Below are 14,034 nucleotides of genomic sequence, written 5' to 3'. Positions count from 1 at the left end.
CCATGCCGGTGTCATCGCCATCGCTCCCAGCACGAGTCCGTCTTGGACAATCCGCTCTCGCCCGGCTCCAGCGCGTCACATGCTCGCGCGGCCCGCGCCGAACTCCCGGCTGGCATCGATCCACGCCGTCCCGGTGCCGCCGGTTGGGCCCGCACTGGCGTGCCGTCATGGCTCTGGTGGCAGCTGCTGCTGCCGCTGGCGGCATTCGCCGCCGCCAACTTCGTGTTGCTCCAGCTCGGCGGTGATCGCTGGATTGCCGGCCACCTCTACTTGTGGGAAGGGGGCCATTGGGCGCTGAAGGACAACCTCGTCACCAGCACCCTGATCCACCAGGGCGGCAAGCGGCTCAGCGCCTTCGCCTGGCTGGGCGTCGTGGCGTGTGCCCTGGTCGCGTGGCGGCGACCGGCCTGGCGTTCGTGGCGAACACCGCTGCTGTACCTCGCGCTGGCGGTTTTGCTGTCCACCAGCATCGTGGCCTGGATGAAATCCTGGACCCACGTCGACTGCCCCTGGGACCTGGTCGGTTTCGGCGGCACGCGCAGCTACCACGACCTGCTGGCCGCCCTGCCTGCACACGCTGCGCTTGGGCGGTGCTTTCCCGCCGGCCATGCGAGTGCGGGGTATGCCTGGCTCGCGCTGTTCTTCTTCCTTGGCGAGACGCGCCCGCAGTGGCGCTGGAAGGGGTTCGCGGCAGCATTTGGCGCGGGCATGGTCTTCGGCATCGCCCAGCAGTTGCGAGGGGCCCACTTCGTGTCGCACGACCTCTGGACGCTGCTGATCTGCTGGCTGATGGCAGTACTGCTGCATCGGGTAATGTTCGCCCGGCGCACGCCCGTGCAGGCCGCGAGTGCAGCTGCCCCGGCGAGCCGAACGCCATGAACGCCGTTGCCCAGGCCACCGCGCCAGCCGCCGCCAGCCGCATGGCATGGCTGCGCCGCCGTCCCATGATTTCCACCGAACTGCTGGCGCTGCTCGCCAGCCTGTTCTTCACCGTCGCCTGCAACTACGAGCTTTGGCACACGCTTGTCGCCGACCTGCACGCGCATGCCAGGCTGGTGGTGGCGGTGTTCGTCTTCGTCACCGCGCTGCAGGCATTCCTGCTCGGGCTGGTGCTGGGGCGCTGGACGGCGAAGCCGCTGCTGACGGTGTTGTTCGCGACCACCGCCTTTGCCGCCTATTTCATGGGCACCTACAAGGTGTACCTGGACCCGGACATGATCCGCAACGTCCTGGAAACCGACCCGGGCGAAGCCAGCGAACTGGTCGTCTCGGGCCTGGTGCTGCCGTTGCTGGGGCTGGCCGCGCTGCCGATCGTGGCCCTGTGGCGGCTGCGGCTGCGCCGACGGACGCTGCTCCGGGCCGCGTGGATCCGCCTGGCCTTCCTCGCCGGGATGCTTCTGCTGGCGGCGGGCGGAGCGCTGCTCGCATTCCAGGATCTCTCGGCGCTAGCCCGCAACCATCGCGAGGTGCGTTACCTGGTCACCCCGGCCAACTACGTGGCGTCGCTGTCCAAGGTGCTGCTGGCCACGCCGCCCGGCCCGGCCAAACCGCTGCAGCCGATCGGCGAAGATGCCCACGAGCTGCCGCGTGCATCCGGCACGCGACCGCGCCTGCTGGTGTTCGTGCTCGGCGAAACCGTGCGCGCACAGAACTGGGGGCTGGATGGCTATATTCGCCAGACCACGCCGCGGCTGTCCGCAATGAAGGACGTCATCAACTTCCCCGACGTCGAGTCCTGCGGCACCAGCACCGCGGTCTCGTTGCCGTGCATGTTCTCGCCGCAGGGTCGCCACGCTTACGACGCGAAGATGATCCGCAGCCACCAGTCGCTGCTGCATGTCCTGCAGCGTGCCGGCGTGCAGGTGCTATGGCGCGACAACCAGTCCGGATGCAAGCGCGTCTGCGACGGACTGGAGTTCGAATCGACGTCCAACGCCGCTGATCCGGCACTGTGCAACGGCAAGCGCTGCTTCGACGAAATCCTGCTGTCAGGCCTGCAGGCGCGGATCGTGCCGGACGGCCGCGACCGCATCGTCGTCCTGCATATGCTCGGCAACCACGGGCCGGCGTACTACCAGCGCTACCCGCCGGCATTCCGTCGTTTCACCCCCACCTGCGACACCGAGCAACTGGGCGATTGCAGCCGCCAGCAGATCGTCAACAGCTACGACAACGCGGTGCTCTACACCGACCACGTGGTCGCCAGCGCGATCGACCTGCTCCGCAACCAGCCCGGCTACGACAGTGCGCTGGTGTACGTGTCCGACCACGGCGAATCGCTGGGCGAGGACGGCCTGTTCCTGCACGGAGTGCCGCGCGCGATCGCGCCCAGCCAGCAGACCCACGTACCGATGGTGATGTGGCTTTCGCCGGGCTTCGCCGGCCAGCAGGGACTCGACCTGGCGTGCGTGCGCGACGCCGCGGATGCTTCGGCCAGCCACGACAACCTGTTCCCCACCATCCTGGGCATGTTCGAGGTCCAGACCGCCATCTACGATCCGAAGCTCGACCTGCTGCGCCGCTGCAAACACGCATGACCGTGGACAAGGAGGCGTTGGGAACACGCGCATTCGCCAAAGTCCCCGAAGTCACCCTCGGCTTCTGGATCATCAAGGTGCTGGTGACGACGCTGGGCGAAACCGGCGGCGACGCGGTGACGATGTCGATGCAACTGGGCTACGCGGCCGGCACCGCGATCTTCCTGGTGCTGTTCGCCGTCGCAGTCGTGGTACAGGTCCGCGCCGAGCGCTTCCACCCATTCCCGTACTGGACGGCGATCATCATGTCCACGACGGTGGGCACCACGCTGGCCGACCTGGTCGACCGCTCGCTGGGGATCGGCTACGCGGGCGGCAGCATCCTGCTCGTGCTGCTCCTGCTGGCCTCGCTCGCGCTGTGGAAGCACAGCACGGGCTCGATCGACGTGGGCAGTGTCGCGTCGACCCGTGCCGGGACGTTCTACTGGGTGACCATCGCGTTCTCGCAGACCCTGGGCACCGCGCTCGGCGACTGGTCCGCGGACTCGGCTGGACTCGGCTACGCTGGCGGCGCGCTGCTGTTCGGATCGCTGCTGTTGCTGGTGGCGCTGGCGTACTTCAGGACATCGATCCCGCGCACCGTGCTGTTCTGGACCGCCTTCGTCCTCACCCGTCCGCTCGGCGCGGTGGTGGGCGACTTGCTGGACAAGCCGCCGCAGCACGGGGGCCTGGGACTGGACCGCTATGGCGCCAGTGCGGTGCTGCTGGCGCTGGTCGCGACGTTGGTGATGGTGCTTCCACAACGGCCGGCGCGGCGCGCACACTGATCGCTGTCCGGCGCGGCTTCGCGTTGCCGGACCGGCGGACCATCCATCACGATACGGAGGAGCGGCAATGGGCCACGGCATGGGCTGGTTCCACTGGGCGCTGCTGTCCGCCTGCTTCGCCGCGCTCACCGCGATCTTCGCCAAGCTCGGCCTGCAGCGCGTCGATTCGGATTTCGCCACGCTGATCCGCACGGTGGTGATCGTGGTCGTGCTGGGGGCCTTCGTCGCGGGGACGGGGAAGCTGGGCAACCCGCTCGCGCTGCCGCGGTCGACGCTGTGGTTCCTGGTGCTGTCGGCGCTCGCAACCGGCGCCTCCTGGGTCTGCTACTTCCGCGCACTGCAACTGGGCAATGCATCGCAGGTCGCGCCGGTGGACAAGCTCAGCGTGGTCCTGGTGGCGGTCTTCGCGTTCGCGTTCCTGCGCGAACGGCCGAGCCCGCGCGAATGGCTGGGGATCGCGCTGGTCGGTGCAGGCGTGCTGGTGCTGGGCTTCCGTCGCTGAGCCGTCGCGTCGCGCCGCCCACGCTTGCGACCGGAGCGGCCACCCACTAGCCTGCAGCCTTCCTGCCACGGCCCCGGGGAATTCCGTGACCTATCGCCACCTCCTGCTCGCCCTGTCCGTCGCCGGCGTGCTGGCGCTGTCCGCGTGCAAGCGCGAACCGTCGACCGACACCGCCATTCCCAAGGACGAGACCGCGGACCAGTTCATCGAACGGGTCAACGGCGAACTCAGGGCGATGTACCCGGAGATCACCGCCGCACAGTGGATTTCCAACACCTACATCACCGACGACAGCAAGCTGATCGCGGCCAAGTCCAACGAACGCTTCCTGACCCAGCTCAACGACTGGCTCGAGCAGGCCAAGCGCTTCGAGGGCAAGGAGATGTCCCCGCCGACCGCGCGCGCGATCAACCTGCTCAAGATCGGCACCTCGATGCCGCCGCCGCAGGACCCGGAGAAGCTGGCCGAACTGACCCGCATCGCCACCGACATGGAAGGCATGTACGGCGCCGGCACGTACTGCACGGGGGAAGGCGACGCGGAAAACTGCCGCCAGCTCGGCGAGCTCGAGGACGTGCTGCGCAATGACCGCGACTACGACGACCAGCTCGACGCCTGGCGCGGCTGGCATTCCATCGCCAAGCCCATGCGCGACAAGTACACGCGGTTCGTCGAACTGGTCAACGAAGGCGCGCGCGACATGGGCTATGCCGACGCCGGCGAGATCTGGCGCTCGGGCTACGACATGCCGCCGACCCAGATCGGCCCGGAAACCGACCGCCTGTGGAACCAGGTCAAGCCGCTTTACGACCAGCTGCACTGCTATGCGCGCACGCGGCTCGAATCGAAGTATCCGGGCGAAGGCTCGGTCGACGGCCTGCTGCCCGCGCACCTGATGGGCAACATGTGGCAGCAGGACTGGAGCAACCTGTGGGACCTGCTCGAGCCCTACCCCAACGCCGGCAGCCTCGACATCACCGGCGCGTTGAAAAAGCAGTACGAAGCCGATCTCAATGAAATGCTGGTCAAGCAGAACGTCATGCTCGATACCGACGGCCGCGCGGAGGTGGTGCACGCCGCGCAGCTGGCGATGGCAAAGAAGATGGCCGAGCGCGCGCAGGACTTCTACGTCTCGCTGGGCATGCCCAAGCTGCCAGCGAGCTACTGGGAGAATTCGCAGTTCATCAAGCCGCGCGACCGCGACGTGGTCTGCCACGCCAGCGCCTGGGACATGAACATGAAAGGCGACGTGCGCACCAAGATGTGCATCAAGCCCAACGAGGAAGACTTCACCACGATCTACCACGAGCTTGGCCACCTGTACTACGACCTGGCCTACAACAAGCAGCCGCCGCTGTTCCAGGCCGGTGCCAACGACGGTTTCCACGAGGCGATCGGCGACACCATCGTGCTGGCGATGACGCCCAGCTACCTGCACTCGGTGGGCCTGGTGGGCGAGCAGCAGCAGGGCCACGACGCGCTGATCAACTCGCAGATGCGCATGGCGCTGGCGAAGGTGGCCTTCCTGCCGTTCGGGCTGATGATCGACCGCTGGCGCTGGGGCGTGTTCGACGGCTCGATCAAGCCGTCCGACTACAACACCGCCTGGTGGCAGCTCAAGGCGAAATACCAGGGCGTGGCGCCTGTCGAAGCGCGCGGCGAGGAATTCTTCGACCCGGGCGCGAAGTACCACGTGCCGGGCAACACGCCCTACACGCGCTACTTCCTGGCGCACATCCTGCAGTTCCAGTTCTACAAGTCGCTGTGCGACGCGGCCGGCTACAAGGGACCGCTCAACGAGTGCAGCTTCTACGGCAACAAGGTCGCCGGGCAGAAGTTCTGGGCGATGCTCGACAAGGGCGCCAGCCAGCCGTGGCAGAAGACGATGAAGGAGCTGACCGGCAGCGAGAAGCTCGACGCCGCCCCGGTGCTGGAGTACTTCGCGCCGCTGCAGGAATGGCTGAAGCAGCAGAACGAAGGCCAGTCCTGCGGCTGGCAGGTGCCTGCGCCGAAGCCTGCGCCAAGGGAAGACAAGCCCGCCGCGGCTTGAGTGCCTGCCCTTCCCCGGCGTGCGGGAGCGCGCGCCGTATCCAGGCACTGCCCGCGTTCTTCACGTTCGCGACGCCGGCCGATGCGCTGTCGCGGCCCGCGGCCGGCTCGCCCCCGTGTTCCGCCGCGCGCCCGCCGGCGTGATTGCCATGTGAACGTTTCCGTCACGGTCCGATTCGTATCGTTCCGGGTCGGTTCGGGCATCCGCACGCAGGGGGCATGTGATGACTGGGACATTGGAGGCGGAACGACGTCCGCAGCGCGGGGATGCCCTGGACGACGGCGCGGACGAGCCCATGCGGCGGATGCTGTCGGCGATGCAGGCGGTCGCGCAAGGGGATTTCACGGTCGAGCTGCCGGGCCACTGGGACGGCCTGGAAGGCCGGCTGGCCGACGCGTTCAACGAGGTGGTGCGCGGCAACCGCGCGCTCGCATCGGAACTCGGGCGCGTGGGCCAGAAGGTCGGTCGCGAAGGCATGACCCGGCAACGCATCGCCCTGCCCAACCGGCATGGCTGCTGGGGCACGATGGAGGAATCGGTCAACGACCTGGTCGACGATCTGGTGCGTCCGGTCGCCACCATCACCGAGGCGATTGCCGGCGTCGCCAAGGGCGACCTGACCCGCAGCGTGCCGCTCGAGTCCGACGGCCGCCCGCTGCAGGGCGAGTTCATGCGCTCGGCGATGATCGTCAACCGCATGATCGAGCAAATGGGCGAATTCAGCTCCGAGGTCACGCGCGTGGCGCTTGAAGTCGGCACCGCCGGCCGCCTCGGCGGACAGGCCAATGTCGCCGGCGTCTCCGGCGTCTGGAAGGAACTGACCGAGTCGGTCAACCAGATGGCCTCCAACCTCACCGCGCAGGTGCGCAACATCTCCGAGGTGACCATCGCGGTCGCCAACGGCGACCTGTCGCGCAAGATCACGGTGGACGTGCGCGGCGAGATCCTGCAGCTCAAGGAGGCCATCAACACGATGGTCGACCAGCTGCGCGGCTTCGCCTCCGAGGTCACGCGCGTGGCGCGCGAGGTCGGCACCGAAGGCAAGCTGGGCAACCAGGCGATCGTGCCCGGCGTCGCCGGAACCTGGAAGGACCTGACCGACTCGGTCAACGCGATGGCCTCCAATCTCACCAGCCAGGTCCGCAACATCGCCGAGGTGACCACGGCGGTGGCGCGCGGCGACCTGTCGCGCAAGATCGCGGTCGATGCGCAGGGCGAGATCCTGCAGCTCAAGGACACCATCAACACGATGGTCGACCAGTTGAACGGCTTCGCCGCGGAAGTGACGCGCGTGGCGCGCGAAGTCGGCACCGAGGGCAAGCTGGGCGGCCAGGCCCAGGTGCCCGACGTCGCCGGCACGTGGAAGGACCTGACCGACCACGTCAACTCGATGGCGTCCAACCTGACCAGCCAGGTCCGCAACATCGCCGAGGTCACCACCGCGGTCGCCAAGGGCGACCTGTCGCGCAAGATCACGGTGGACGTGCGCGGCGAGATCGCCGAGCTCAAGGACACCATCAACACGATGGTCGACCAGCTCAACAGCTTCGCCGCCGAGGTCACGCGCGTGGCGCGCGAGGTCGGCAGCGAGGGCAAGCTCGGCGGCCAGGCGCAGGTGCCCGGCGTCGACGGCACGTGGGCCGACCTGACCGACTCGGTCAACGCGATGGCGTCCAACCTGACCAGCCAGGTGCGCAACATCGCCGAGGTCACCACCGCGGTCGCCAAGGGCGACCTGTCGCGCAAGATCGCGGTCGATGCGCAGGGCGAGATCCTGCAGCTCAAGGACACCATCAACACGATGGTCGACCAGTTGAACGGCTTCGCCGCCGAGGTCACGCGCGTGGCGCGCGAGGTAGGCACCGAAGGCAAGCTCGGTGGCCAGGCCCAGGTGCCCGGCGTCGCCGGCACCTGGAAGGACCTGACCGACAACGTCAATTCGATGGCGACCAACCTCACCACCCAGGTGCGCAACATCGCCGAGGTCACCACCGCGGTGGCCAGGGGCGACCTGTCGCGCAAGATCGCGGTCGATGCGCAAGGAGAAATCCTGCAGCTCAAGGACACCATCAACACGATGGTCGACCAGTTGAACGGCTTCGCCGCCGAGGTCACGCGCGTGGCGCGCGAGGTCGGCACCGAGGGCAAGCTCGGCGGACAGGCGCAGGTGCCCGGCGTCGCCGGCACCTGGAAGGACCTCACCGACAACGTCAACTCGATGGCGACCAACCTCACCACCCAGGTGCGCAACATCGCCGAGGTGGCCACCGCGGTTGCCAAGGGCGACCTGTCGCGCAAGATCGCGGTCGACGTGAAGGGCGAGATCCTTGAGCTGAAGAACACGCTCAACACGATGGTCGACCAGCTCAACGGCTTCGCCGCCGAAGTCACGCGCGTGGCGCGCGAGGTCGGCACCGAGGGCAAGCTCGGCGGCCAGGCGCAGGTACCGGGCGTTGCCGGTACCTGGAAGGACCTGACCGACAACGTCAACTCGATGGCGACCAACCTCACCACCCAGGTGCGCGGCATCGCCAAGGTGGTGACCGCGGTGGCGACCGGCGACCTGCAGCAGAAGCTGACCGTGGAGGCGGCGGGCGAAATCGCCGCGCTGGCCGACACCATCAACGGCATGACCGACACGCTGGCGATCTTCGCCGACCAGGTCACCACCGTCGCCCGCGAAGTCGGCGTCGAGGGACGCCTCGGCGGGCAGGCCAACGTGCCCGGCACCGCGGGCATCTGGAAGAACCTGACGGCCAACGTCAACCAGCTCGCTGCCAACCTCACCACCCAGGTGCGCGCGATCGCCGAGGTCGCCACCGCGGTGACCCAGGGCGACCTGACCCGTTCGATCACGGTCGATGTCCGCGGCGAACTCGCCGATCTCAAGGACAACATGAACCTGATGATCGGCACCCTGCGCGCGACCACCGAGAGCAACAGCGAGCAGGACTGGCTGAAGACCAACCTGGCCAGTTTCAGCGGCATGATGCAGGGCCAGCGCGACCTGATCACGCTCGGCCAGATGCTGCTGTCGGAGCTGGCGCCGCTGGTGAACGCGCAGCAGGGCCTGATCTACATCGTCGACGCGAACGATGCCAGCCGCGAACCGCGCCTGCGCCAGCTCGCGCGCTACGCCGACGCGCCCGGAGCGCCTACGCCCGCCACGCTCGCGTTCGGCGAGGGGCTGGTCGGGCAATGCGCGGCGGAAGGCCGACTGATCCTGATCGACGACGTCCCGCAGGGCGCGGTGCAGATCGAATCCGGCCTGCTGAGCGCCGTGCCGAAGAACGTCATCGTGCTGCCGGTGCTGTTCGAGAAGCAGATCAAGGCGGTGCTCGAGCTTGCGTCGCTGTCGGGGTTCACGCCGTCGCAGCGGATCTTCCTCGAGCAGCTGTCGGGCAGCATCGGCATCGTGCTCAACACCATCGAATCGACGATGCGCACCGAGCGGCTGCTGTCGCAGTCGCAGCAGCTGGCCAGCGAATTGCAGGTGCAGCAGGATGAACTGCAGCAGACCAACGAGGAGATCGCGCTCAAGGCCCAGATGCTCGCCGAGCAGAAGGCCGAGGTCGAGCAGAAGAACCAGCAGATCGAGCACGCGCGGCGCGAACTGGAGGACAAGGCGGCCGAACTGGCGCTGACTTCGCGCTACAAGTCCGAGTTCCTCGCCAACATGTCGCACGAGCTGCGCACGCCGCTGAACTCGATCCTGATCCTCGGCCAGCAGCTGGCGGAGAACCCGGACGCCAACCTCAGCGGGCGCCAGGTCGAGTTCGCCAAGACCATCCACGCCGCCGGCACCGACCTGCTCAACCTGATCAGCGACATCCTCGACCTGTCGAAGATCGAATCGGGCACGGTCACCGTCGACAGCGAGACGGTGCGCTTCGCCCACCTCCGCGAGAACCTGATGCGCGCGTTCCGCCACGAGGCCGAGCGCCGCAACCTCGAGTTCACCATCGAGATCGACCCCGCCCTGGGGCCGGCGCTGAGCACCGACCCCAAGCGGCTGCAGCAGATCCTCAAGAACCTGCTCTCCAACGCCTTCAAGTTCACCCAGCACGGCAGCGTGCGGATGCGGGCCTACAAGGCCGACTCGGGCTGGTCACCGGGCAACGACGTGCTCGCCGCGTCCGGCACGGTGGTCGCACTGGAAGTCAGCGACACCGGCATCGGCATCTCGCCGGACAAGCAGAAGATCGTGTTCGAGGCGTTCCAGCAGGCCGATGCCGGCACGGCGCGCCAGTTCGGTGGCACCGGCCTCGGCCTGGCGATCAGCCGCGAGATCGCCGGCCTGCTCGGCGGTGAGCTGCAGCTGCGCAGCATGCCCGGCGCGGGCAGCACGTTCACCCTGTACCTGCCGCTGCACTACGCCGGCGCCGACCGCGTCCACGATGCGCGCGCGACCCGGCTGCAGGCGCAGACGGGCACGTCCGCGGAGGAAGCGCCGGCGGCACCGCTGGAGGCGGTGGCCGACGACCGCGCCCAGCCGGCCGGCGATGCGCCAACCCTGCTCCTGGTCGAGGACGACACGCGCTACGCGACGGTACTGCGCGACCTGGCGCGCGCGGAGGGCTTCCGAGTGCTGGTCGCCCACACCGGCGCCGAGGCGCTGCGACTGGTGCAGGACGAGCGCCCGACCGCGATCTGCCTCGACATCTTCCTGCCCGACATGCTCGGCTGGACGCTGCTGGCGCGACTCAAGCACGACGCCGCCACGCGCCACATCCCGGTGCAGATCCTCACCGTCGAGGAAGGTCGCCACCAGAGCCTGGAACGCGGCGCATTCTCCTACCTCGCCAAGCCGGCCAGCACCGAGGCCATCGGCGCTTCGCTGCAGCGCATCCGCGAGTACGCGATGCCGCGGGTCAAGCGCCTGCTGGTGGTGGAGGACGATGCCAACGAACGCATCGGCATCGAACAGCTCATCGGCCACGACGACATCACCATCGACACCGTCGGCAGCGGCGAGGATGCGCTGCAGGCGCTGGCCGGCGGCGGCTACGACTGCGTGGTGCTCGATCTGCGCCTGCCCGACATGACCGGCTTCGAGTTGCTCGACCGCATCCAGGAGCGCCCTGCCCTGCACGACCTGCCGATCGTCGTGTTCACCGGCAAGGAGCTCACCGCCGACGAGGAACAGCGGCTCAGGCGCGCCGCCAAGAGCGTGGTGATCAAGGGCGTCGAATCGCCCGAACGCCTGCTCGACGAGACCGCACTGTTCCTGCACCGTGTGATCGCCGACCTGCCGCCGGGCAAGCAGCGCATGGTCGAGCGGCTGCACGCCTCCGACGAGGTGCTCGCCGACAAGCGCGTGCTGGTGGTCGATGACGACGTGCGCAACATCTTCGCCATGTCCAGCGTGCTCGAACGCCACGGCATGCGGGTCAGCACCGCCGGCAACGGCCAGGAGGCAATCGAGAAGGTGGCCAGCGAGGGCGACATCGGCCTGGTGCTGATGGACATCATGATGCCCGGGATGGACGGCTACGACACGATGCGCGCGATCCGCGAACTGCCCGATTCGCGCGCCTTGCCGATCGTCGCCATCACCGCCAAGGCGATGAAGGGCGACCGCGAGAAGTGCCTGGAGGCCGGCGCGTCCGACTACCTGGCCAAGCCGGTGGTGACCGATGAACTGCTGGGCGTGCTGCGGCAATGGCTGCATCGTTGAACGCTTCCCCGCTCGATGCGCTGCCGCCGGTCGCGCGCAGTCCAGGTTCCGAGCCGGCCGGGATCCTGCTGGTCGACGACCAGCCCGGACGCCTGCTGACCTACCGCACGATCCTCGAGCCGCTCGGCGAGCGGCTGGTGCAGGCAAGCTCGGGCCGCGAGGCGCTCAAGTCGCTGATGGAGGACGACTTCGCGCTGATCCTGCTCGACGTCAACATGCCGGGCATGGACGGCTTCGAGACCGCGAGCCTGATCCACCAGCACCCGCGCTACGAGAAGATCCCGATCATCTTCGTCACCGCGGTCAACGTGTCCGACATGGACCGGCTGCAGGGCTACAAGCTTGGCGCGGTCGACTACGTGATGGTGCCGCTGATCCCGGAGATCCTGCGCGGCAAGGTCGAAGTGCTGGTCGAGCTGTACCGCAAGCGGCGCGAGCTGCAGGCGCTCAACGCCAGCCTGGCCGCGCAGAACCAGGCGCTGCAGCGCGAGAAGGCGCGCGAACTGGAAGCGCTCAACGAGTCGCTGCGCGTGGCCAACGAGGCGCTCGCCACGCGCAACGCCGAGCTGCAGAAGGAGGTCGCGGAGCGCGCGCGCGCCGAATCGCGGCTGCGCGACGTCGACCATCGCAAGGACGTGTTCCTGGCGACGCTCGCGCACGAGTTGCGCAATCCGCTTGCGCCGCTGCAGAACGCGCTCAACATCCGCCGCCTGCGCGGCAATGGCAACGCCGACCTGCTGCAGGACACGATGGAACGGCAGGTCGCGCTGCTGGTGCGGCTGATCGATGACTTGCTCGACATCGCCCGGATCACCCAGGACAAGCTGACCCTGGCGCGCGCCAACATCCGCCTGGCCGACGTCCTGCACGCCGCGGCCGAGATCGCCCAGCCGTGGCTCGACGCGGGCCACCACCGCTTCGAGCTGGCATTGCCGGCTGAGGATCTGTTCCTGCACGCCGACCTCGCGCGGCTCGCGCAGGTGTTCGCCAACCTGCTGAACAATGCCGCCAAGTACTCCGACCCGGGCAGCAGGATCGGCCTGGAGGCCGTCCTCGACGAGGACGGCGACGAAATCGTGGTGAGCGTGCACGACACCGGGATCGGCCTGGCGGGCGACCAGCTCGAGGCGGTGTTCGATGTCTTCCGCCAGGTCGACACCGCGATCGAACGCTCGCGCGGCGGTCTTGGCATCGGCCTGACCCTGGTGCAGAAGATCACCCGCATGCACGGCGGCCAGGTCGATGTGCAGAGCGCGGGACCCGGCACCGGCTGCACGTTTCGCGTGCGGCTGCCGCGCGTCGTTGCCTCGACGCCCGCGACGACCGCCGGCAACGCGGCGCCCGCCGATGCGCGCGCGACGAACGCGGAGCGCGGCGGCACGCCCGAGCGCCTGGCGCGCGTGCTGGTCGTCGACGACAACCGCGATGCGGCCGACACCCTGGCGATGATGGTGCAGGTGCTCGGACACGAGGTCGCACGGATCTACGACCCGGCCCAGGTCGAGGCCGAAGTCGATCGCTTCGCCCCGGACCTGGTCTTCCTCGATGTCGGCATGCCCGGGCGCAGCGGCTACGACATTGCCCGCAGCCTGCGCGACAGGCACGCGGGGTCCACGCTGGGCATCGTCGCGGTCACCGGCTGGGGGCAGCCCGACGACCGCGCCCGCACCCGTGACGCCGGCTTCGACGAGCACCTGACCAAGCCGCCGCAGCTCGAAGCGATCCAGCGCCTGTGCGCATGGGCCGGCGAACGGAGCGCGCGCGCGTGAGCATGCCGCCCATCACCTCGTGGATGGACCGGCTCGCGCACGACCTGCGCGGGCCGCTGGCGCCGATGCTGACCGCGATCTACCTGCTGCGCGAGGGCACGGCCCAGGGCAGGCAGCGCGATGACCTGCTGGCGCTCATGGAGCGCCAGGTGCAGCGGCTGGCGAGCATGATCGACGAGGTCAGCGACATCGGCCGCGCCGAAAAGGGACGCCTGGTCGGGCGCATGGAGCCGATCGACCTCGAACTGCTGCTGGGCGAAGTCGCCTCACGCCTGCACGCCGTGCCCCCCGAGATCTCGTTCGCGCCCGACACCCGCGGATCGCGCATCCGCGGCGACGTCCTGCGCATCGGCCAGCTGTTCCAGATCCTGCTGGGCCTGCAATTCTCCCGCCGTCACCCGGCCGCGGTGCGCGCGCAGCTCGCGCGCGACGGCACCGACCTGCGCATGACCTGCGTGGTGCATTGCCGGGACGCAGCAACGTTTCCGATTTCGTCGCTGCTGAGCCTCCCGCATCCCGAGCCGCAGGACGACTCGCTGGGCCTGGGGCTGATGATCGCCGCCGCGATCGCCGAGGCACACGGCGGCAGCCTGCAGGGCGGCGCAGCCGGCGCCGACACGATCGAACTGGTGCTGAGGCTGCCGGAGTACCCCGGCGACGACGACGCGCAAGAGCCGGCCCGGGCCGCGATCGACCCGGCCGCCCGGTGAGCAACGCCGGCGCCCATCGACG

The 14,034-nt window shown here is 68.5% G+C and carries 8 protein-coding genes; all 8 read left to right on the top strand.

The window, feature by feature from the left end; translation table 11 throughout:
* Positions 1-42: 42 nt before the first annotated feature.
* The 8 genes from ACFOM9_RS07230 to ACFOM9_RS07195 all read left to right on the top strand — a co-directional run bounded on the left by ACFOM9_RS07230 (position 43) and on the right by ACFOM9_RS07195 (position 14,012).
* Entirely contained in the window at positions 43-879 is an 837-nt protein-coding gene (locus ACFOM9_RS07230; RefSeq protein ID WP_386708279.1) for a phosphatase PAP2 family protein, read from the top strand.
* Positions 876-2,537 (top strand): phosphoethanolamine transferase, encoded by a 1,662-nt coding sequence (locus ACFOM9_RS07225; protein ID WP_386708276.1) that lies wholly within the window; start codon positions 876-878, stop codon positions 2,535-2,537. The genes ACFOM9_RS07230 and ACFOM9_RS07225 overlap by 4 nt, the downstream gene beginning before the upstream one ends.
* Positions 2,534-3,304 (top strand): COG4705 family protein, encoded by a 771-nt coding sequence (locus ACFOM9_RS07220; RefSeq protein WP_386708273.1) that lies wholly within the window; start codon positions 2,534-2,536, stop codon positions 3,302-3,304. The genes ACFOM9_RS07225 and ACFOM9_RS07220 overlap by 4 nt, the downstream gene beginning before the upstream one ends.
* A 67-nt stretch (positions 3,305-3,371) precedes the next feature.
* Entirely contained in the window at positions 3,372-3,806 is a 435-nt protein-coding gene (locus ACFOM9_RS07215; protein ID WP_386708270.1) for an EamA family transporter, read from the top strand.
* An 85-nt stretch (positions 3,807-3,891) separates the two neighbouring features.
* Complete coding sequence (locus tag ACFOM9_RS07210) at positions 3,892-5,856, top strand: M2 family metallopeptidase (protein WP_386708267.1); 1,965 nt, start codon at positions 3,892-3,894, stop codon at positions 5,854-5,856.
* 223 nt (positions 5,857-6,079) lie between these two features.
* Complete coding sequence (locus tag ACFOM9_RS07205) at positions 6,080-11,533, top strand: HAMP domain-containing protein (protein ID WP_386708264.1); 5,454 nt, start codon at positions 6,080-6,082, stop codon at positions 11,531-11,533.
* Positions 11,530-13,302 carry a response regulator gene (locus tag ACFOM9_RS07200; RefSeq protein WP_386708261.1) on the top strand — a complete coding sequence of 591 codons (1,773 nt, stop codon included), beginning with the start codon at positions 11,530-11,532 and terminating at the stop codon, positions 13,300-13,302. Before ACFOM9_RS07205 ends, ACFOM9_RS07200 begins: the two co-directional genes overlap by 4 nt.
* Positions 13,303-13,304: 2 nt before the next feature.
* A complete protein-coding gene (locus ACFOM9_RS07195) occupies positions 13,305-14,012 on the top strand; it encodes a sensor histidine kinase (protein WP_386708346.1) in 708 nt (235 codons plus the stop codon).
* Positions 14,013-14,034 lie beyond the last annotated feature (22 nt).

Origin of the sequence: Luteimonas notoginsengisoli, assembly GCF_042648885.1 — a bacterium.
GTDB lineage: Bacteria > Pseudomonadota > Gammaproteobacteria > Xanthomonadales > Xanthomonadaceae > Luteimonas > Luteimonas notoginsengisoli.
The sequence above is the reverse complement of the archived record's forward strand: the minus strand, read 5'-3'. Positions and strand labels throughout refer to the sequence as shown.

Bases quoted from the DNA above. Each gene is read 5' to 3' on its own strand.
- ACFOM9_RS07215 (WP_386708270.1), top strand. From the start codon at position 3,372: ATGGGCCACGGCATGGGCTGGTTCCACTGGGCGCTGCTGTCCGCCTGC.
- ACFOM9_RS07225 (WP_386708276.1), top strand. From the start codon at position 876: ATGAACGCCGTTGCCCAGGCCACCGCGCCAGCCGCCGCCAGCCGCATG.
- ACFOM9_RS07220 (WP_386708273.1), top strand. From the start codon at position 2,534: ATGACCGTGGACAAGGAGGCGTTGGGAACACGCGCATTCGCCAAAGTC.
- ACFOM9_RS07195 (WP_386708346.1), top strand. From the start codon at position 13,305: ATGCCGCCCATCACCTCGTGGATGGACCGGCTCGCGCACGACCTGCGC.
- ACFOM9_RS07205 (WP_386708264.1), top strand. From the start codon at position 6,080: ATGACTGGGACATTGGAGGCGGAACGACGTCCGCAGCGCGGGGATGCC.